The 19,629-nt window shown below is 73.7% G+C and carries 15 protein-coding genes; 8 read left to right on the top strand and 7 right to left on the bottom strand.

Annotation, left to right across the window (positions count from 1 at the left end):
* The first annotated feature begins 98 nt into the window (after positions 1 to 98).
* Positions 99 to 2,492 carry a hypothetical protein gene (locus C6N31_RS10115; RefSeq protein WP_138353824.1) on the top strand — a complete coding sequence of 798 codons (2,394 nt, stop codon included), beginning with the start codon at positions 99 to 101 and terminating at the stop codon, positions 2,490 to 2,492.
* On the opposite strand, the gene C6N31_RS10110 is transcribed toward C6N31_RS10115, so the two are convergent.
* The 4 genes from C6N31_RS10110 to C6N31_RS10095 form a co-directional block, all read right to left on the bottom strand.
* Positions 2,462 to 4,855, bottom strand: coding sequence for a right-handed parallel beta-helix repeat-containing protein (locus tag C6N31_RS10110; RefSeq protein WP_138353823.1), 2,394 nt, complete (start codon positions 4,853 to 4,855; stop codon positions 2,462 to 2,464). The genes C6N31_RS10115 and C6N31_RS10110 overlap by 31 nt on opposite strands.
* A gap of 87 nt (positions 4,856 to 4,942) precedes the next feature.
* Entirely contained in the window at positions 4,943 to 5,545 is a 603-nt protein-coding gene (locus tag C6N31_RS10105) for an Rv1733c family protein (protein ID WP_138353822.1), read from the bottom strand.
* Between the two features lie 106 nt (positions 5,546 to 5,651).
* Positions 5,652 to 6,479 (bottom strand): MOSC domain-containing protein, encoded by an 828-nt coding sequence (locus C6N31_RS10100; RefSeq protein ID WP_138353821.1) that lies wholly within the window; start codon positions 6,477 to 6,479, stop codon positions 5,652 to 5,654.
* Positions 6,480 to 6,534: 55 nt separating this feature from the next.
* The gene (locus tag C6N31_RS10095; protein ID WP_138353820.1) at positions 6,535 to 7,134 is read right to left on the bottom strand and encodes a DUF6643 family protein; all 600 of its coding nucleotides are present in this window, start codon (positions 7,132 to 7,134) and stop codon (positions 6,535 to 6,537) included.
* A gap of 258 nt (positions 7,135 to 7,392) precedes the next feature.
* Between C6N31_RS10095 and C6N31_RS10090 the strand changes: the two genes are divergently transcribed.
* Both C6N31_RS10090 and C6N31_RS10085 read left to right on the top strand, forming a co-directional pair.
* The gene (locus C6N31_RS10090; protein ID WP_198357484.1) at positions 7,393 to 8,754 is read left to right on the top strand and encodes a TerD family protein; all 1,362 of its coding nucleotides are present in this window, start codon (positions 7,393 to 7,395) and stop codon (positions 8,752 to 8,754) included.
* Between the two features lie 118 nt (positions 8,755 to 8,872).
* A complete protein-coding gene (locus C6N31_RS10085; RefSeq protein WP_138356001.1) occupies positions 8,873 to 10,021 on the top strand; it encodes a glycosyltransferase in 1,149 nt (382 codons plus the stop codon).
* Here the strand turns inward: C6N31_RS10085 and C6N31_RS10080 are convergent.
* Complete coding sequence (locus C6N31_RS10080) at positions 9,994 to 11,178, bottom strand: glycosyltransferase (protein WP_244809078.1); 1,185 nt, start codon at positions 11,176 to 11,178, stop codon at positions 9,994 to 9,996. The two genes, C6N31_RS10085 and C6N31_RS10080, sit on opposite strands and share 28 nt — an antisense overlap.
* A 98-nt stretch (positions 11,179 to 11,276) precedes the next feature.
* Between C6N31_RS10080 and C6N31_RS10075 the strand changes: the two genes are divergently transcribed.
* Positions 11,277 to 12,074 carry a glutamate racemase gene (locus tag C6N31_RS10075; protein ID WP_138356003.1) on the top strand — a complete coding sequence of 266 codons (798 nt, stop codon included), beginning with the start codon at positions 11,277 to 11,279 and terminating at the stop codon, positions 12,072 to 12,074.
* Between the two features lie 89 nt (positions 12,075 to 12,163).
* The gene (locus C6N31_RS10070; RefSeq protein ID WP_138356004.1) at positions 12,164 to 12,727 is read left to right on the top strand and encodes a hypothetical protein; all 564 of its coding nucleotides are present in this window, start codon (positions 12,164 to 12,166) and stop codon (positions 12,725 to 12,727) included.
* A gap of 201 nt (positions 12,728 to 12,928) precedes the next feature.
* On the opposite strand, the gene C6N31_RS10065 is transcribed toward C6N31_RS10070, so the two are convergent.
* Positions 12,929 to 13,945 carry an O-antigen ligase family protein gene (locus C6N31_RS10065; protein ID WP_232485041.1) on the bottom strand — a complete coding sequence of 339 codons (1,017 nt, stop codon included), beginning with the start codon at positions 13,943 to 13,945 and terminating at the stop codon, positions 12,929 to 12,931.
* A gap of 221 nt (positions 13,946 to 14,166) precedes the next feature.
* On the opposite strand from C6N31_RS10065, the gene C6N31_RS10060 reads away from it, so the two are divergent.
* From C6N31_RS10060 to C6N31_RS10050, 3 genes are all read left to right on the top strand, one after another.
* Positions 14,167 to 14,664: an NUDIX hydrolase gene (locus tag C6N31_RS10060; protein ID WP_138356006.1), complete on the top strand. Its 498-nt coding sequence runs from the start codon at positions 14,167 to 14,169 to the stop codon at positions 14,662 to 14,664.
* A gap of 91 nt (positions 14,665 to 14,755) precedes the next feature.
* Positions 14,756 to 15,538 (top strand): 3-hydroxybutyrate dehydrogenase, encoded by a 783-nt coding sequence (locus C6N31_RS10055; protein ID WP_138356007.1) that lies wholly within the window; start codon positions 14,756 to 14,758, stop codon positions 15,536 to 15,538.
* Positions 15,539 to 15,582: 44 nt separating this feature from the next.
* Positions 15,583 to 17,493: a helix-turn-helix domain-containing protein gene (locus C6N31_RS10050; RefSeq protein ID WP_232485040.1), complete on the top strand. Its 1,911-nt coding sequence runs from the start codon at positions 15,583 to 15,585 to the stop codon at positions 17,491 to 17,493.
* Between the two features lie 56 nt (positions 17,494 to 17,549).
* On the opposite strand, the gene C6N31_RS10045 is transcribed toward C6N31_RS10050, so the two are convergent.
* Positions 17,550 to 18,929: an MFS transporter gene (locus C6N31_RS10045; protein ID WP_138356009.1), complete on the bottom strand. Its 1,380-nt coding sequence runs from the start codon at positions 18,927 to 18,929 to the stop codon at positions 17,550 to 17,552.
* Between the last annotated feature and the right edge of the window lie 700 nt (positions 18,930 to 19,629).

Below are 19,629 nucleotides of genomic sequence, written 5' to 3'. Positions count from 1 at the left end.
CGCGTCCTTGTCACGATTTCGGGTCACATTCCGTACGGAGTGCTGCGCCCGCCCGCGGGGGCGCCGATCCTGGGACTGCACGACAGGACGGGGGACACGTGAGCCGGCATCCTGGACCCGGTACCGCGGAGGCGTGGGAACCGGCACTCGAACTGCTCGTCCACGGCGTCGGCGGCGCCACACCCCAGGGGATGCTCGGTGATCCGCGCACCGTGCGGGTGGCGGGCGACGACACGGCCGGGCTGTACCGGCGGACGGTGGACGCCGACGCCGAACTCCACCCCGGCGCGGACCGGGACGCCCCGGTGCCCGAGGCGTACACCTGGTGCAATCTGACCTCGGGGAACGGCAGCCGGGCCATGTGGCTGCTGCTGTTGCCGTTCATGGTCGCCAACCTCGCCCACTGGATGCGCCCGCCGACCGCCAGGGACGGCCTGAACCGGGCCTATGACGTGCTGGTGCGGCTCATCGCGCTCACCTTGACGCTGCTGCTGGTCGCCGCCGTCTGCGAGGTCTCCATGGACCTGGTCGGCTGGCAGTGCGCGGGCAGTGCCTCGTGTGTCCGCGGCAAGTACTGGCTCGGCTTCGCCGCCGCGCACCGGGGCGGCTGGTGGTCCGAGCCCGGTCGGCGGCTGGCCCTCGCGGCCCTGGTGCCCGGCGGGCTCACCGCGCTGCTGTGGTGGCTCTCGCACCGGACCTGGTACGCGTACGAGTCCCAGCGTCCGGCCACCGACAGCCGCCCCGGCGCGGGCGGGCCCGCGCTGGCGCTGCCCGGCTTCTGGTACGGCCGCCGGCTGGTCGCCCGGCTGCGCTCCGCGCACACCGCCGCCGGCGCCCTCACGGTCGCGACGGCGCTGCTGGTGCCGGCGCTCCGTCGCGACCACGGCGCGCTCGGCGCCACCGGCTGGGCACTCGGCGGGCTGATCGCCGTCCTCGCCGCCGCGGCGGTCACCGAGACCTGCCGTGCGGGGCGCAGCGAGACGGAACCGGACGACGGCACGGACCACCGCACCGCCCGGCTGCTGCTGTGCGGCGGCCCGGCTGTCCTGGCCGCCGTCGCCGTCCACGCCGGCTGGCACCGTCCCGGCTGGGCCTCCGCCGGGCGGTTACCGGCCGATGTCACCTTCACCGCCCTCACCCTCGTCCAGGGCGCCCTGATCGCCGCGCTGGCCGTGACGGCAGCCCTGATGCACCATGAGGCCGACGATCCGTCGCCCAGGATCCCGCCGCAGGTATCGGAGCCCGCCGTGGAGGCGCCGCACTTCGGCGGCCACGCCGGGCAGGCGGTGCTGCACGGCCTCGGCGGGCCCGCGGTGGCGATGCTCGCGTGCGCCCTGGGCGGTGTGCTCACGGGCGGGGTGTCCCAGCGGATAGCGGACTGGTTGGACCGGGGCGCGACGCCGGGTCAGGACGGCGGTCCGCTGTGGGGACCGCCGGCGCTGCTGACGTGGCAGGCGTCGATCATCCCGGTTCTGCTGGTCGTGCTGGTGGGCGTGGTGGCCGGTGCAGCATGGCGGCTGTGGCGGGAGCGGCTGGCCGTCGGCGAGGAGATGGCCGGGCTCTATCCGGGGGAGGCCCGGCAGCCGGCCAGGACCCGGCAGATCGCCGGGGCGATCGCCCGCGCCGGGCTGACCGACTCCGTCGCGTCGCTGGTCGCGCTGGTCTGCGGGGTCTCGTTCCTGCTCGGCGCGGGCGCCGTCGTCGGGGCGTGGACCGGCGGGGCCGGTCCCGGAGAGGCGGCGGAGGGCGCTCCCGGACCGCTGCCGGACGTGGCGCGGGCCGCCCAGTCGCTGGGCTCCTGGCTGGTCGGCGCGGGCGTCGTCGCCCTGCTGGCGCTCGGGCGCCGCGCCTACCGGGACGCGTCCGCGCGCCGCACGATCGGCATCCTCTGGGACGTGGGCACGTTCTGGCCGCGCGCCGCCCACCCGTTCGCGCCGCCCTGCTACGCCGAACGGGCCGTGCCCGACCTGACCTGGCGGATGGCGACCTGGACCGCCCGCACCGGCGGCCGAATCATCCTGTCGGGCCACTCGCAGGGCAGCGTGCTCGCGGCGGCGGCCGTCTGGCAGCTGGACCCGGCGACCCGGCGCCGGGTCGCCCTGCTCACCTACGGCTGCCCGCTGGAGCGGCTCTACGGCCGGTGGTTCCCCGCGTACTTCGGCCCGCCGCAGCTGTGTTCGCTGCACCGGGAGCTGAGCGCGTGGCGCAACCTGTGGCGGCGTACGGACCCGATCGGCGGCCCGGTGCGGGTCGGGGAGGGCACGGTGGTGGACCGCGGACCGCTCAAGGACCCGGTGGCGTACGGCCGTACACCGCAGCATCCGCTGCCGGAACCGGTGCTGGGCCACTCCGGCTTCCCGTGCGATCCGGTCTTCGCCGCCGAACGGGCCGCGCTGCTGCGCCGGTTGCCCGCCGCGGGAACACCGGAGCCGCCCGATCCGGAGCCGCCCGGCCTTCCCGTTCAGGGCAGTTCCGGCAGGTCCTCCGGGTAGAGCAGCTGCAGCTCGTCATGGCTCGGTTCGGTGACGTGCGCGAGGCGTCCCGCATGCCGCTCGACCATCGCCTCGAAGGTCTGCCGCGCGGTGCGGCCGTTGCCGAAACCCGGTCCCCGGGGCAGGGCGTTGAAGTACTTGAGGATCGCGTCGCCCGCGTCGTCGCCGAGCTGGTACTCGTGCTCGATCGCCTGTGCCTGGACGATCCGCAGCAGTTCGTCGGCGGTGTAGTCGCCGAAGGTGATGGTGCGGGAGAACCGGGACGCCACACCGGGGTTGGAGGCGAGGAAGCGCTCCATCTCGGCGGTGTACCCGGCGACGATGACCACCACCGCGTCGCGGTGGTCCTCCATGAGCTTCACCAGGGTGTCGATGGCCTCGCGGCCGAAGTCCCGCCCGGAGTCCTCCGGCGACAGCGCGTACGCCTCGTCGATGAACAGCACACCGCCGCGCGCCCGGTCGAACGCCTCCTGGGTGCGGATGGCGGTCGAGCCGATGTGCTCGCCGACCAGGTCCACCCGGGCCACCTCGACCAGATGCCCGCGCTGCAGCACACCCAGCGCGGCCAGGATCTCGCCGTACAGCCGCGCCACCGTGGTCTTGCCGGTGCCGGGGGAGCCGGTGAAGACCAGATGCCTGCGCAGCGACGGCGCCTTGAGGCCGGCCTCCTGGCGGCGGCGGCCGACGGCGATCAGATCGATGAGGGTGCGCACCTCGCGCTTGACGCTGTCCAGACCGACCAGCGCGTCGAGTTCGCCGAGTACGTCGTCCGAGGCCCGGATCACGGGCTCCGGTGCCGCCGGCTCGGCGGAACCCTGCTGGGGCACGCCGCCGAGCAGCCCGAACGACTGGACGGCGGCCACCGCGGTCACCGGCTGCCCGGCGTCCGGGGTCTGCTCGGCCGCCCGGTCGCTGGTGCAGTCCTCGGTGACCGGGCCCGGCTCGGCGAACTCGTAGCCACCGCGCTCGCAGCGCTCGGTGCGGCAGCGGGTCAGGGTGCTGCGGCAGCCGTCGATGACGTGGAAGCCGTAGCCGCGGCTGCCGGTGACCCGGCAGCCGGTGAAGGTGCCGCGGCCCTCGGCCGACACGTAGAAGCCGGCCTCCGCCGGGTTGGTGACCGTGCAGCGGTCCAGCACCGGGTCGGCGCCCTTGGTGACGATGACTCCGGTCGCCGTGTCGTCGATGGTGACCTGCGCCAGCGTGCCGCCGCTGCCGTGGTCGCGGAACCAGGCGCCGGTGGCGGCCTCGCGGATCCGGCAGTCGTCGAGCTGGACGGTCGCGCCGTCGCTCACCGACACCGCCGTGTTGCGCACCTGGGAGAAGTCGCTGTCCACGACCTCGGCCCGGGAGCCCCGGTCGAGGACGAACAGGGCGTCGGGCACGTCGTGCACCCGGCAGGAGTCCAGCACGGCCGCGGCCCCGTCGCTCACCCAGACCGCCGGGTAGTCGCCCGTACTGTCGTGGATCTCGCACCGGTTGGCGTCCACCCGGGTGCCCGGGTCCCACACCGACAGGCCGTTGCGGCCGAAGCGGCGGACGGCGGACCGGGTGAGGGTGAGGACCGAACGGGCCCGCAGGTCGATCGCGTTCTCGGGGATGTCGTGGATGTCGCAGTCGGACAGGGTGAGCACCGCGTCGGTGTCGAGGGTGATCCCGTCGCCCGTGGTGCGGTGCACCTGGCAGTCCGTGAAGTGCCCGGTGGCGCGCGAGGCGACCTGCACACCGGTGCCCTTGATCTCGTAGACCTCGCAGCCGACGGCCTCGGCGGAGGTGCCCTCACCGGTGACGGACAGGCCCGCGCCGTTGGTGTGGTGGATGCGGCAGCGCTCCAGCCGGGGCGAGGCGCCGCCGCGCACCGAGACGCCCGTCTGGCCCGCGCAGACCACCTCGCAGTCCTCGAACAGCCCGCCGGCCGACTCCAGGACGCTGATCCCCAGGCCCGCCGGATTGTCCACGGTGCACTGCCGGACGGTGGGACGGGCGCTGTCGCGCACCTCTATCCCGACGGCCGACCTGGTCGCGACCCGCAGGCCGGTCAGCTCCGGGGCGCAGCCCTCGATGAGCAGCGCGGCCGCCGAGGTGTCCTGCCCCTCGACGGTCAGGTCCTGTACGAGGGCCGCCGCGCGCAACGTCAGCGCCACGCCGCCGGCGGGCGCGATCCGCACCGAGCCCAGGCCCTCCGCGGCACGCAGGGTGACGGCCCGGGTAACGACGAGGTTCTCCCGGTAGGTGCCCGGGGCGATCGACAGGACGTCGCCGTCACCGGCCGCTTCCAGGGCGGCGGCCAGGGTCTCGTACTCTCCCGAACGGCGGCGCCACCGCGAGCTGCTCGTGCTGGTCACCTGCACCACGCCATGTGCCATCGGGCTGCCCTGCCCCCACCTCTTGCGTATAGCCGACCGGGGGATCCACCGTAGCGTGAGTGGGACGCCCTCCATGACGAGTCGCGGTCAGCCGCCGGCGCCCGCCCGTCCCCAATCCTGGCCCGCGCGGGTCCATTCGCGCTCCCATTCGAGCAGCCGGCGGCGCATCAGCCGCCACAGCAGCAACTGCCGTATGCCCAGCAGCAACGCGCCCGCCAGGGCCGCCCCGCCGAGCCCTGCCAGGGCCGCGTGGGCCCTGGCGGTGGCGCGGTCCAGCGGCGGATCGACCGGCCGGCCGCCGCGATCGGTCCAGATGTGCAGCCGGCCGTCCACCTGTTCCTGGTTCTCGACGCGGACGGTACCGCTGCGCGCCGAGCCGTCCGGTGCCGCCCACGTCAGTACGGCCGGCCGCCGGGTCTGCCGCGCCTGGCCGGCCTCGGCGTCCGTCCCCGCCGCCGACCGGGGCGCGGCGGTGACCAGGGCGGCGGGTACCAGCGCGCGCTCCGCCAGTTGGTGGCGCACGGTGCGCTGCAGGGCGCGGTTGGCGGCCTGGCCGGTGAACCAGCCGGCCGCGGGCACGGCACAGAGCACGAGGACCACGGTGACCAGGCCGATCCACGCCTCGGCGAGATCCGACGCGCGGCGCAGCGGATTGCGCCGCCACCGCCACCAACGCACCTTGGAGCCCAAGGAGCAGCACCCCCTTCGACCGTTCGAATACCTCAAACGGCGCGGCGACCGCGCGGGGTGAGCGGAGCCGTCCGCGCGGTGGTCGCAGGAGCGATGCCTCGACGCGTCACTCCAGGATGGTCAACGGGTCGCCGACCCGCAGGGTTCCGGGGTGTTCGGGGATCAGATTCTGGCCGAAGATCGTCGCGCCGTCGATCCGGTGGTGCTTCGCCAGGCTGCGCATCGGTTCCCGGCCGCGTTCTGCCGTCTCCTGGTTCGTGGTCGGTACGACGCAGCGCGCGCAGCGCTTGGCGACCCGGAAGGTGACCTCGCCGATCCTGATCCGCCGCCAGTCGTCCTCGGCCCACCCCTCGGTGCCGTCCACGACCGCGTTGGGCCGGAAGCGGTTCATGGGCAGCGGTCCCTCGGACGCGTGGGCGCCGCGTGCGATATGGGCGTTGAGGGTGTCGAGCGAGGCGGTGGCGGTGAGGAGCAGCGGGAAGCCGTCGGCGAACGACACCGTGTCGCCGGGGCGGGAGAACTCCGGATGGACGGGGCGGCAGACCGCCGGGTCGGTCATGTGCACCAGGCGTGCCGGCACCCCGAGGTAGTCGCTGAACCAGGTGTCGGCCGCGTCACCCGCCGCGACGGCGTCGACCTTGTCGTGGAAGATCAGCACCGGTTCCGGCGTTCCCTGTTCCGGCGGGGCCACCTCCAGTGCCTCCTGGCCGGGCGCGGTGAACCGCAGCGAGCCGCCCCCCGACGGCTGCGCGGTCACCAGCGCCGTACTCGCCTGCTGCCGTTGCGTGATGACGCGCCCGTCAGCGTCCACCAGCATCCACCTGCGGTCTCCGGCGAGCCCCCACGGCTCCACGTCCGCCGCTTCGCGGGCAAGGCCGCGAAGCGATTTGACCGGGTAGATGTACAGGGCGCTGAGCAGGGCGTGCGTCGGCATACCGGCATCCTGCCAGGACCGGCCGCGGCCCGCCCGGCTGTATGCCGCACGCTGCTCAGCCCTGGTAGTAGCCCTGGTTCCCCTGGCCGAGCGGACGCCGCTGCTGATACGGGTCCTCGACATAGCCGTTAGGCACCTGACGGGGCTGCACCGGGCGCTGCGGCGCCTGGCGCGCGGAGTCGTGGCCCAGACCCTGCGCGGGGGCCTGCGGCTGCGGCTGCTGCACCGGATAGCTGCCGGTGGAGCCCGGGTTGTACCCATTGGCCCCGGTGAAGCCGTTCGCACCGTTGAAGCCGTTGTACGAGCCGCTCGCGCGCCCCCCGCCGGCCTGCTGCGGGATGTACGGCGCGGGAGTGTGCTGCACCGGCGCGGGCTGCGGCTGGTAGCCGTTCGACGGGTAGCCGTTGTACCCGCCCTGGGCGGCCGGGTACTGGGCGTACTGCGACGAACCGGACGGCAGCGCGGGGAGGGCGGCCGGCAGTGCCGGGAGGTTCCTGCCGGTCTCGTACGACGGGTACGAGTACTCCGACGGAACTCTGATCGGGGCGATCTGGGGGGTGCCACGCTCAGCGACGAGGCTGTCGTAGATCGGCGTGTCCGGGAAGGACGGCGCTGCGTAGTAGCCGCCACCATAGGTGCCGCGGGGGGAGCTCATGGCACTTAAGTTAAGCCCACGATGTGCTGGTTGGGGAGACCGATTAGTAGGTTGTTTTGTGTGCTGTGAGTGACGGTCGATCCCCAATACGAGCGAATCAACGAAAATCGGTCACCATTAGGCGTTGAGATCGCGTAAAAGCCGTGTCCGCGGGGCGTTACCGGCGGTCGCCCCCGACCGCGGAGCGGCAGCATATGTCCGACGGCCATGGGTCCGGGCTACGGTGGACGGCACCGTGCAAAAGGGGAGAGCATGACGATGCGCAAGGGCACGAATGTGCCGGTGTCCGTGCCGGCGGTCCGCGTGGAGCTGGGATGGCGTACCGGTCCCGGTGTCCCGGACGTGGACGCCTCCGCTCTGCTGCTGGTGGGCGGCAAGGTCAGGTCCGACGCCGACTTCGTCTTCTACAACCAGCCCGCGCACGCGTCCGGTGCCGTACGGCACGAGGGCAAGCGCACCGCGGGGGACGCGGTGACGGACACCCTGTCGGTCGATCTCAGCGGTGTGGAACCGGCCATCGAGACCATCGTGCTCGCCGCCTCCAGCGACGGCGGGACCTTCGGGCGGGTCCCCGGTCTGCACATCCGCCTCAGCGACCCGGCCAACGGCGCGGAACTGGCCCGCTTCGACAGCACCGACGCGTCCGTGGAGACGGCGTTCGTGCTCGGCGAGCTCTACCGCCGCCAGGGCGCCTGGAAGTTCCGCGCGGTGGGCCAGGGCTATGACAGCGGACTCGGCGGGCTCGCCACGGACTTCGGGATCTCGGTCGACGAGCCCGCCGCGCCCGCGCCGGTGACCGCTCCCGCTCCGGTGGCGCCGGCGCCGCAGACCTACCAGGCCCCGCCGCAGCCGCACCCGGCGTACCAGCCGCCGCCCCCGCCGCCGCAGCAGTACCAGGCGCCGCCGCCCCCGCCGCAGCAGTACCAGGCACCGCCCCCGCCGGTGCAGCCACCGCCCGCTCCGCCGGCCGCGCCGCAGCCCGTGCGGCTCACGAAGGTGACGCTGACCAAGGAGGCGCCGTCGGTCTCCCTCACCAAGCAAGGCGGCGTCTCCGGCGCGATGCGGGTGAACCTGAGCTGGCAGATGCACAAGCAGTTCAAGGGCTGGGGGCGCAAGAGCGGGAAGCCGTCGGCGTTCCACTCCGACCTCGACCTCGACCTGTGCGCGCTGTTCGAACTCGCCGACGGCAGCAAGGGCGTGATCCAGGCGCTCGGCAACGCGTTCGGATCCCTCCACCAGCCCCCGTACCTGCACCTGGACGGTGACGACAGGACCGGCGGCTCCGAGTCCGGTGAGAACCTCACCATCAACCTGGACCACAAGCAGGCGTTCCGCAGGATCCTCATCTTCGTGACGATCTACGAAGGCGCGCGCAGTTTCGCCGGACTGCACGCGACCGTCACCCTCCAGCCGCTGAACGGCGCCCCGATCGACTTCTCGCTCGACGAGTGCACCGTGCCGTCGAACGTCTGCGCCCTCGCGCTCATCACCAACCAGGGCGGTGACCTGGTGGTGCAGCGCGAGGCGCGCTACCTGGTGCCGCAGCGCGGGGTGAGCCCGCAGCGCACGGTCGACTACGCCTACGGATGGGGCATGAACTGGACGCCCGGCCGTAAGTGACCCGGAGCGCGCGGAACCGGCCCTGACGGAGGCGCCGCTGTGCCACAGTGGCGCCCCGGAGCGGTGGATTCCGGGAGGTTTCCGCCGCGCTCCGTGAGGAGTCACAAGGGGTGAGGCCGTGCGGGTCGCCATGCTGTCCGGACCGGACGGGCCACGACGGCCGGACGCCTGGCACCGGGCCGCGGCCACGGTCGCCGATGTCGTCGAGCTGGTCACCGTCGGCTCGTTGAGCACTCCGCCGCTGCCGGGACTGCCGTTCGCCGGGCGCGACGAGCGGAGCCCGCACCGCTACGAGATCGAGGCCGCGCACGGGGGACGGAACCGTCCGGCCACCGCTGCCGTCGGGCAGCGGGTCACCGCGGGCCGCATGGAGGCGGTCCTCCGGGTCGAGACCTCGGAGTGCGGCGCGATCGACGTCCTGCACGGCCATGCCCCGGGTGCGGCAGGCCAGCTGCCGTGGCTGTCCAAGGTCACCGGTATCCCGTACGTCCTGTCCGAGCACGACCGCCGCTGGCTCGGCCACCCGACGCGGCCGCTCCCCGGACTGCTCGACCGGCGGCGCGCGGCCCGGCTGTACCGGGAGGCGGCCGCGATCCTGCCCGTCAGCGACCTACTGCTCGCCCGGCTCGGTGAACTCGGGCTCCCCGGCCGCCATCTGCTGGTGCCGCACCCCGTGGACACCGAGGCGCTGCTGGACGTTCCCGCCCGGGCGCGGATCCGCCAGGACCCGGTGCGCATCGTGGCCGCCGGCCCGCTCGTCGGGAACGAGGGCTGGGACGTACTGGCCGACGCCTTCGCCGAAGCGCTCGGCAAGGATGCGCGGTTACGGCTGCGGATCATCGGTGACGGGCCCGGGCTCGGCGCCGTCCGGGAACACCTCCGGCGCGCCGGGACCGGCGGCGCCGCCGTCCTCACCGGTGACCTCGGCCGGAAGGAGACCCTGCACGCCCTCGCGCACGCCGACCTCTTCGTGGACCCGCGGCACGTCAGCGGCTTCGGCACCACGGCACTCGACGCGCTGTGCTGCGGCACCCCGGTCGTCGGCAGCCGCACCGGCGCGTTGCCCGAACTCGTCGGTGGCGACGGCGGCATCCTCGTACCGCCCGCCGATCCGCACGCCCTGGCCCTCGCGCTGGTCGAGGCCGCCGCGGAACTGACGCGGCGACAGCCCGCGGCGCTCGCGGACCGGACCCGGCGGCACTTCGGGCCGGACGCCGTCGGCGCGCGGCTGGCCGCCGTCTACACCGAGGCGTCGGGACGCGCGTAGGTCCTGCCCTTCCACGCCGCGCCCCGGCCGCGGTAGTGCTGCACCGCGGAATCGACGGTCATCAGCAGATACAGCGCCGCGGTGAAGGGGAGCAGCGGCGCCGGCCACAGCGGCTGCCGGTAGTAGCGCAGCATCGGCAGATAGGTCCCCGCCATCACCGCCCACGCGGCCGCGCCCAGAGCGCACAGCGGCCAGGCCCCCGCCGCCGCACCGCCCAGCGCCGCCAGCGGTGGCACCAGATAGACGAGGACGAGCCCGGCGACGGTCGCCGCCAGGACCGCCGGATTGTGCCGCAGCTGCGCGTAGGCGCTGCGCGAGACCATCCGCCACAGCTCGCCCAGGTCCGGGTACGGGCGCACGCTGTCCACCCGGTCCGCGAGCCCCAGCCAGATCCGGCCGCCGCCGCCCTTGACCGCGCGGGCCAGCGCGACATCGTCGATCACCGCGTGCCGGATCGACTCCGGCACCCGGGCCGCCTCGACGGCCGAGCGGCGGATCAGCACACAGCCGCCGGCCGCGGCGGCCGTCCTGCCGCCCGGACGGTTGATCCAGCGGAACGGGTACAGCTGGGCGAAGAAGTAGACGAACGCCGGGACGATCAGCCGTTCCCAGACCGTCTCCACGCGCAGCCGGGCCATCAGCGACACCATGTCGAGGTCCGCCGCCCGCGCCGCCGCCACCAGCGCACGCAGCGAATCCGGTTCGTGCGCGATGTCCGCGTCCGTGAGCAGCAGGTACTCCGCGCCGGTGCGCTCGGTGGCCAGCGCGATGCCGTGCCGTACGCCCCACAGTTTCCCGGTCCAGCCCGCCGGGAGCTCACCGGGCGAGTCCACCGTCAGCGGCAGCCCGCCGTGCAGCGCGCCGAGCGACCGGGCGGTCTCGCCGGTCCCGTCCGTGCTTCCGTCGTCGATGAGGAAGACCTCGGCCCGGCCCGGATAGTCCTGCGCCAGCAGCGAGGGCAGGCTCAGCGGCAGCACGGCCGCCTCGTCCCGGGCGGGCACGACGACGGCCACCGTCGGCCACGCGTCGGCCCCACCGCCCGGTCCCTCCTCCGGTCCCGGCAGCCGGACATCCGTCCGCCAGAAGAACCCCTGTGCCAGCAGCAGCCACACCCACGCCAGCAGCGACACCCCAGCGACCCACGTCAGCACCGTCACCTGCCGCAGTCTGCCGCAACCGCGCCACGGCGGGTCCGGACGCGCCCGGACCCCCCGTGCCCTGAGGGCCGCGGGCGGTCGTCGCATAAGGTGACCGGGTGAAGATCGCGCTGCTGGACTCCGGAATCGGCCTCCTGGCGGCGGCCGCCGCACTGCACCGGCTGCGGCCCGACGCCGACCTCGTACTGTCCTCGGATCCCGACGGGATGCCGTGGGGCCCGCGCACCGCCGAGGACGTCACGGCGCATGCGCTGGACTGCGCGCGGGCGGCCGCGGAAACCCGCCCCGACGCGCTGATCGTCGCGTGCAACACCGCCTCCGTGCACGCGCTGGCCGCGCTGCGGGCGGAGCTGGAACCGGCCGTGCCGGTGATCGGTACGGTGCCCGCGATCAAGCCCGCCGCCGCGGGCGGCGGGGCGGTGGCCATCTGGGCCACGCCCGCGACGACCGGCAGCGCCTACCAGCGCCGGCTGATCGACGAGTTCGGCAACGGGGCGGCCGTGACGGAAGTGGCGTGCCCGGGGCTTGCGGACGCCGTCCAGCACGCCGACGACGCGGCGATCGACGCGGCCATCGCCGTCGCGGCGGCCCGTACGCCGCACGATGTGCGCGCCGTGGTCCTGGGCTGTACGCACTACGAGCTGGTGACCGAGCGGATCCGCGCCGCCGTCCAGCGGGCCGGCGGTCCTGCCGTCACCCCGCTCGGGTCGGCGGAGGCGGTCGCCGCCCAGGCGCTGCGCAGGCTCGGCGCGCTTCCCGAGCCGGCGGCGGAGCCGTCCGGCAGCCTGACGGTGATCCTCAGCGGCCGCCGGTCCGAGCTTCCCGCGTCCGCGCTGGCCTACCCGGAGGGCGCGGCGCTCGGAGCGGGCCGCATCCGCCTCAGCCCGTCGGCTTGAACCCGTCCCGCCCGGGTCCGTCCGGCCGGCGTTCATCCGCCCGCTTCATGAGGCTGCCGACTCGCCGGTAGCTGAGTAGGCTGCGGACCATGACGGAAGCTCCTCAGGGAGACGCGCCCGCGCCCCAGATCTGGCCCCCGGTCTGGACAGGACGCGCCCACAACCGCATGCAGTGGCTGCCCGCGGCCGCCGGCGCCGCCTGTATGGCGCTCGGGATCGAGCTGGCCGTGGAAGGCCCCTACACCTCGGGTCTGGCGCCGCTGGTCATGTCGGTGGTGGGCTGTGTGGCCGTCGGGCTGCTGGTGCTCTTCGGCACGGTCGCGTTCACCCATGTGCGGGTGACGGTGGACCGCGAAGGCCTCTACGTGCGCTGCGGCCACATCGGCGTACCGCGCCGCCGCATCCCCCTGGACCAGGTCAGCTCCGCGGACCTCGCCCCCCTCGTCAGCCCGCGCACGTGGGGCGGCTGGGGCTATCGCTGGCGGCCCGAGATGGGGACCGCGGTCGTCGTACGCCGCGGGCCGGGTGTGGTGCTGGTGCTGGGCAGCGGGCATGTCTTCACAGTGACGGTGGACGACGCCGAGGGTGCCGTGGCGGCGATCCGGCAGTGGGTCGGCCTGCGGCCGCGCAACGGCCTGCCGCCGGTTTCCTGACACGGGTCGTGGGCCGGGCCCTCCGGGGGAGGGGTCCGAAATCGCATATTTACGGGCCTGGCGGCCCACAAATCCACGGCAGCATTTCGGACCCCTCCCCCTCCGGCCCCGTCCCCCTCACGTTCGTCCCTGATCCGGCCCGGCCCTCGGCTAGGGCGCGTGCCAGGCGTCGTGGGCCAGGCGGGACTTTCGCAACACGCCCTAGTCCGGCAACGGACGCGCCGCCGCCAGGCCCGCCAGGATGCCTGCCGCGGCGGTCACCACGGCGTAGCTGAGCACGTGGTCGACGGTGGCGAGCATGGAGAGCCCCGTCAGGGCGGCTCCGGCGGTCAGGACGACCGGGGTGGAGCGCGGGGAGCGCCACAGCGTGCACAGGACCCAGGCGAACGCCGCCCCGAGGAGGGCGAGGCCGGGAAAGCCCTGTTCCGCGGCGACCTGGAAGACGGCGGACTGGGGAGTGGGCGGTCCTTCGGTGGCCGCCAGTGCGCCGGCGCTCTCCACGCGGAAGCGGTCGGGGCCGACGCCGCGCACCGGGTGGTCCTCGGCCATTCCCACCGCGTCGCGCCACAGCTCGACCCGGGGCGCGGTCAGCTGTCCGGCGAGGGAGGCGGAGAGGCCGGACGGCAGGGTGTCGGTGGCCACCGCGTACGTTCCGCCGACCGCTATCGCGGTCGCCAGCGCGAACCCCACCAGGGCCAGCAGCCGACGGCGCATGTGCGAGGCGGCCAGGGAGCACAGCAGCACTCCGACGGACGCGGCGAACCCGGCCGTGGAGCCGAGGGCCAGCGCCAGCGCCCCGGCGCCGGCTCCGAGTGTGCGCAGCACCAGCCGCAGGGGCGGGGAGGGCGCGCTCCAGGCGGCGCAGCAGGCGGCGCCGGTGGCCAGGACCAGCAGCGCGGCGTCGGCGTTCGGGTAGCCCAGCGGCGGCGTATCGGCGGCGCCGGAGAGCCGGCCGGGCATCACCAGGGTCGCGACGACGATCGCGAGCGCCATGCCCGCCGGGGCCGCGACGGGCAGCAGGGCGCCCGCGATCCGGCCCGTCGCGTATCCGGCGGTCACCGCGAGAAGTGCCAGCAGCAGACCCTCGGGGCGGGCCGGACGGCCCGCCGCGGCGATCAGCGACCAGGTGGCCCAGCAGACGAGCACGGCGACGCCGAGCGCGTCGGTCCTGCTGCCCTGAACTCGTTCCTCCGGGCCGTCCCGGCCGTCCGCACGCATCGCTCCTGACGCCCCGCCGGTCGCCGTTCTCATCCCCCGGTACCCCCTGACGCCACCTGGACGCGACGGGGTGCCGTCGCCGTCCGGTCCCCGCGTAGGCGCTGTCCCGGTCACCGTAACGGCTCAGGTGGTGAGTTGTGGATATGTAGTGCAGGAACGATCCACCACTTGGTGGCCCTGGTGCTGGTGTGACGATCAGGGGCTCTCGCTAGGCTCGGAGGATGCCGATTCCCGAGTTCATCCGCGCTATCCGTGCCAAGGCGGGCAACACGCTGCTGTTCATGCCCGGCGTCGTCATGGTGGTCTTCGACGACCGCGGCAGAGTGCTGCTGAACCGCCGCTCCGACACCGGGAACTGGGCGCTGATCGCCGGTATCCCCGAGCCGGGGGAGCAGCCCGCCGCGGCCGCGGTGCGGGAGATCCAGGAGGAGACCGCGGTGGTCGCCGTCGTCGAGCGGATCCTCGGTGTCTTCACCAACCAGGTGATCGAGTACCCCAACGGGCACCTCGCGCAGTACATGGACGTGGTGCTGCTGTGCCGCGCCGTCGGTGGCACGGCGAAGGTCAACGACGACGAGTCGCTCGACGTCGGCTGGTTCGCCCCCGACGCGCTGCCGGAACTCGCGCCACTGCACCGCGAGCGCATCGCGCTCGCCCTCAAGAACGAACCGGCGGCCTGGTTCGTCCCGGCCCCGGACCCCGGGCTCCACGAGCGCTGAGCACCCATGGCGGCACGCCACACCCGGTGGCGCCGAAGTGTGGGTGCGGCCGCCATCGGTCGGCGGGCGATCGCTGCCTAACCTGCCCAGCATGACGCTGATCTCGCCTTCCGCCGTGGACCTCGGCGGCCGCACCGCACTCGTCACCGGGGCCGCCGGGGGCATCGGCCGCGCCTGCGCCCTGCGGCTGGCCGCCGCCGGGGCCAAGGTGCGGGCCGTCGACCGTGACGCCGACGGGCTCGCCGCGCTGCACGAGGAGGCCGCGGGCCGGCCCGGCTCCGTGGAGACCCTGCTGCTGGACCTCACCGATCTCGACGCCGCCGAGCAGGCCGCGGCCGGTACCGACATCCTGGTCAACAACGCCGGGCTGCAACTCGTCCGCCCCATTGAGGACTTCCCGCCCGATGTCTTCTCCACCGTTCTGCGCGTCATGCTGGAGGCGCCCTTCCGGCTGATCCGCGGGGCGCTGCCGCACATGTACGGGCAGGGCTGGGGCCGCATCGTCAACATCTCCTCCGTGCACGGGCTGCGGGCCTCCCCGTACAAGTCCGCGTACGTCTCCGCCAAGCACGGTCTCGAAGGGCTCTCCAAGACCGCCGCCCTGGAAGGCGCCCGGCACGGGGTGACCTCCAACTGCCTGTGCCCCGGCTATGTCCGCACCCCGCTCGTGGAGCGGCAGATCGCCGACCAGGCCGCCGCGCACGGCATCGCGCCCGAGCGCGTCGTGACCGAGATCCTGCTGGCGGACTCGGCCGTCAAACGGCTGGTGGAGCCGGCCGAGGTCGCGGAACTGGCCGCGTATCTCTGCACGGAACAGGCCTCCTTCATCACCGGCGCCTCCCTCACGATGGACGGTGGATGGACCGCCCACTGAACGCCGCTGGCGCCGGGGCCGGGCGGGCCGGTATGCCTGTGCCCATGAATGACGATCACCCGGCAGCCGACGAACCGGCCGAGGCCCCCTACCTGCGGCTCCTCGCTCGGGGCGCACCGGCCGAGGAGTACGAGCGCCCGGTGCTGCGGGCCCGCGCCGACGGCGCGCCCGTCACCCGGCTCGCGGAGCTCGAACGCGCCAAGCGGCTGGCCCTAAGGGTCCGGGACGAGCTGGAGGGGCGGCGGCGGCGCGAGGCGGAGCTGTCGGCGCTCTTCGCGACCGCGGGCGATCTGGCGGGGCTGCGTGATCTGGACGCCGTACTGCAGGCCATCGTGCAGCGGGCCCGCTCGCTGCTGGGCACCGACGTCGCCTACCTCACCCTCAACGACCCCCGCGCCGGGGACACCTACATGCGGGTCACCGAGGGCTCGGTGTCCGCCCGCTTCCAGAGCCTGCGGCTCGCGATGGGCGCCGGGCTCGGCGGGCTCGTCGCGCAGACCGCCATGCCGTACGTCACCGAGAGCTACTTCGACGACGAGCGGTTCCGGCACACCCACACCATCGACTCCGGGGTCCGCGACGAGGGCCTGGTCGCCATCCTCGGCGTGCCGCTCGCCCTGGGCAGCGGGGTCATCGGCGTGCTCTTCGCCGCCGACCGGCGGATCAGGGTCTTCGAACGCGAGCAGATCGCCCTGCTCGCCTCGCTCGCCTCCCTCGCGGCCGTCGCCATCGACACCGCCAACCTGCTGGAGGAGACCCGCTCGGCGCTCGACGGCCTCGGCGCCGCCAACGACACCATCCGCACGCACAGCGCCGTCCTGGAACGGGCCTCCGAGGTCCACGACCGGCTCACCGAGCTGGTGCTGCGCGGCGGCGGGGTCGACGACGTGGCCGCCGCCGTCGCCGAAGTGCTCTCCGGCACGGTCCAGGTCACCGGAACCGGTACCGGCGGCGAGCCGGTGCCCGCCGCCCTCGCGGCCGCCGTCGCCCGCTCCCGGGCCGACGGCCACGCGGTGCGCGAGGGCGACACCTGGACCGCCGCCGTCACCGCGGGCGGCGAGCTCCTCGGCGCCCTCGTGCTGCGCGGCCACCCCGGACTCGACCCCGTCGACCAGCGCACCCTGGAACGCGCCGCCATGGTCACCGCGCTGCTGCTGCTCGCCCGGCGCACCGCGGGCGAGGCCGAGCAGCGCTTCCGGGGCGAGCTGCTCGACGACCTGCTCGACGCGCCGCACCGCGATCCCCGGCTGCTGCGCGAACGGGCCGGCCGGCTCCGCGCCGACCTCGACGTACCGCATGTCGTGCTCGCAGCCCGGCCGGCCGACGGCGCCACCGCCGACCGCCAGCGCCTGTGGTCCGCCGCCTCGCACGTCGCCGCCACCCGGCACGGCCTGGCCGCCGCCCGGGACGGCGGCACCGTACTGCTGCTGCCCCTGGAGGACGGCGTCAACGCGTCGACGACCGCCCGCCGGCTGGCCGCGCAACTGGGCGCGGCCGTCCACGCCGAAGTCACCGTGGGCGCGTCCACCCGCGTCCCCGCCCCGGCCGCGCACCCCGAGGCGGTCGCCGCGGGATACGCCGAGGCGCAGCGCTGCGTCGACGCGCTGCGGGTGCTCGGCCGGGGCGGAGAGGGTGCCGCGGCCGAGGACTTCGGCTTCCTGGGCCTGCTGCTGGCCGACTCCCGCGATGTCGGGGGCTTCGTCCGGCGGACCATCGGCGCGGTCACCGACTACGACACCCGGCGCGGCACCGACCTCGTCCGTACCCTCGACGCGTACTTCGCGAGCGGGATGAGCCCGGCCCGCACCAAGGACGCGCTGCACGTCCACGTCAACACCGTCGCCCAGCGCCTGGAGCGCGTCGCCCAGCTGCTCGGCCCCGACTGGCAGCAACCGGAACGCGCCCTCGAACTCCAACTGGCCCTGCGCCTGCACCGGCTGGGCGGCACGGGCTGAACCGCCGCCGGTCCGCGACCACCCTCCTGGTCGCGGACCGGCTGATCCTTCCGCGGTCAGCGCGGCGCGGTCGCGGCGGTAGCCGCGGGCGCCGGGTCCGCGGCCCGTTCCGGTTCCACCGCGGTGAGGTCCCGGCCACGGGTCTCCTTGGCGACCGCGACGGCGACCAGGGTGATGACGGCGGCGAGGACCACGTACAGGGAGATCGGGGTGGACGTCCCGTAGTCCTTCAGCAGCGCGGTCGCGATGAGCGGTGCGGGCGCGCCGGCCGCGACCGAGGCGAACTGGGCGCCGATCGAGGCTCCGGAGTACCGCATGCGGGTCGAGAACATCTCCGAGAAGAAGGCCGCCTGCGGCGCGTACATCGCGCCGTGGAAGATCAGTCCGACGGTGATCGCGAGCACCAGCGAGCCGAAGTTCTCGCGGTCGATGAGCATGAAGAACGGGAACGCCCACAGCCCCACCCCGGCCGCGCCCAGCAGGTACACGGGTTTGCGGCCGATCCGGTCGGACAGCGCGCCCCAGGCCGGGATCACCGCGAAGTGCACGGCGGAGCCGATGAGTACGGCGTTGAGCGCGGTCTGTTTGCCGAGCCCCGCGTGGGTGGTCGCGTAGACCAGGACGAACGCGGTGATGACGTAGTAGCTGATGTTCTCGGCCATCCGGGCGCCCATCGCGACCAGCACATCGCGCCAGTGGTCCCGGAACACGGCCACCAGCGGCATGCGTTCGACGGGATCCTCGGACGTCCGCGCCGCGGCCTTGGCCAGCGCCGCCTTGAAGACCGGCGACTCGTCGACCGACAGCCGCACCCACAGGCCCACCATCACCAGCAGACCGGAGAGCAGGAACGGTATCCGCCAGCCCCAGGCGAGGAACGCCGAGTCCGACATGAGCGCGGTCAGCGCGGAGAGCACCCCCGTCGCCAGCAACTGCCCGGCGGGCGCCCCGGTCTGCGGCCACGACGCCCAGAACCCGCGGCGCTTGGCGTCCCCGTGCTCCGACACCAGCAGCACGGCCCCGCCCCACTCACCCCCGAGCGCGAAGCCCTGCACCAGCCGCAGCACGGTCAGCAGCACCGGCGCGGCCGAGCCGACCGTGGCGTGGGTCGGCAGCAGACCGATGCAGAACGTCGCGCCGCCCATCATCAACAGGCTGATGACCAGCAGCTTCTTACGCCCGAGCCGGTCACCGAAGTGCCCGAACACCAGGGCGCCGACCGGCCGGGCGGCGAAGCCGATCGCGTAGGTCAGGAACGACAGCAACGTGCCGACCAGCGGATCGGAGCCCGGGAAGAACAGCTTGTTGAACACCAGGGCGGCGGCGGAGCCGTAGAGGAAGAAGTCGTACCACTCGATGGTGGTGCCGATCAGGCTCGCGGCGACGATGCGCTTGAGGGACGAAGGTGCGGGTGGAGCGGATGCCGAGGCAGCCATGGTCACCACTTCCGAGCGGGGACGGGGACGATTCGATGTCGCCACACCGTAGGAAGCCACTGGTCAGGCGCACATGTGGTGGGACACCACACTTTCGGGGTCGGGTGTCCGCGCGGCAGCTATGCGCGGCATCGGAAGCCAGGCCGGCGCCCTCCGGTGGCGCCATACGCCCCGCTGCGGGGATGCGGCTTTTGGCACACTTCGACGTGCGGTGCTGGCTCCCGTGCTGGTTCGGTGCTGACTAAAATCCCCTGTCAGCACCCCTGATCACCTCTCCCGTGCTGGTTTGGTGCTGACTACGGAGCGTTGAAGCCGTGAGTCCGGTCCGAGTGGGTGCTGCAGTCGGGCACAGTTGATTTTCGCTGCGCCTCCGGTTTTGGTCCGGCCCTCCGTGTACCGAGCGCGACTGCCCAAGGCAGACTCCTCGCCTGTCTGTCAGCTGCATTCGGTTTGCCCTGGCCCTGGCGCGTTGGGGGATGCGCAAATGCAAGTTCTTCGTCTACTGGTGGTACTCGGATCGCGCCCTTCCTGACCGCTATAGCGGCCGCAGTGGGTTTGAGCTGAGGGATGTTGGTCCGCGTATGGTCCGGATTTTGGTCCGCTGACGGCTTTTGTTCTCTTGGGGGCTGCGGGGCCCTTCCGGCGCTCGGCATGCCCAGCCGCATCGTTGGGAAGTCGACGCTCTATCTGTATGGCTTGC

The sequence above is a fragment of the Streptomyces fildesensis genome (genome assembly GCF_016107395.1).
In the GTDB taxonomy this organism is placed as follows: Bacteria; Actinomycetota; Actinomycetes; order Streptomycetales; family Streptomycetaceae; genus Actinacidiphila; species Actinacidiphila fildesensis.
This window is presented reverse-complemented; position numbering and strand designations above follow the sequence as displayed.

Excerpts from the sequence above, each read along its gene's own strand:
- C6N31_RS10110 (WP_138353823.1), bottom strand. The coding sequence starts at position 4,855 with ATGGCACATGGCGTGGTGCAGGTGACCAGCACGAGCAGCTCGCGGTGG.
- C6N31_RS10100 (WP_138353821.1), bottom strand. The coding sequence starts at position 6,479 with ATGCCGACGCACGCCCTGCTCAGCGCCCTGTACATCTACCCGGTCAAA.
- C6N31_RS10095 (WP_138353820.1), bottom strand. The coding sequence starts at position 7,134 with ATGAGCTCCCCCCGCGGCACCTATGGTGGCGGCTACTACGCAGCGCCG.
- C6N31_RS10090 (WP_198357484.1), top strand. The coding sequence starts at position 7,393 with ATGCGCAAGGGCACGAATGTGCCGGTGTCCGTGCCGGCGGTCCGCGTG.
- C6N31_RS10070 (WP_138356004.1), top strand. The coding sequence starts at position 12,164 with ATGACGGAAGCTCCTCAGGGAGACGCGCCCGCGCCCCAGATCTGGCCC.
- C6N31_RS10065 (WP_232485041.1), bottom strand. The coding sequence starts at position 13,945 with ATGCGTGCGGACGGCCGGGACGGCCCGGAGGAACGAGTTCAGGGCAGC.
- C6N31_RS10060 (WP_138356006.1), top strand. The coding sequence starts at position 14,167 with ATGCCGATTCCCGAGTTCATCCGCGCTATCCGTGCCAAGGCGGGCAAC.
- C6N31_RS10055 (WP_138356007.1), top strand. The coding sequence starts at position 14,756 with ATGACGCTGATCTCGCCTTCCGCCGTGGACCTCGGCGGCCGCACCGCA.
- C6N31_RS10050 (WP_232485040.1), top strand. The coding sequence starts at position 15,583 with ATGAATGACGATCACCCGGCAGCCGACGAACCGGCCGAGGCCCCCTAC.
- C6N31_RS10045 (WP_138356009.1), bottom strand. The coding sequence starts at position 18,929 with ATGGCTGCCTCGGCATCCGCTCCACCCGCACCTTCGTCCCTCAAGCGC.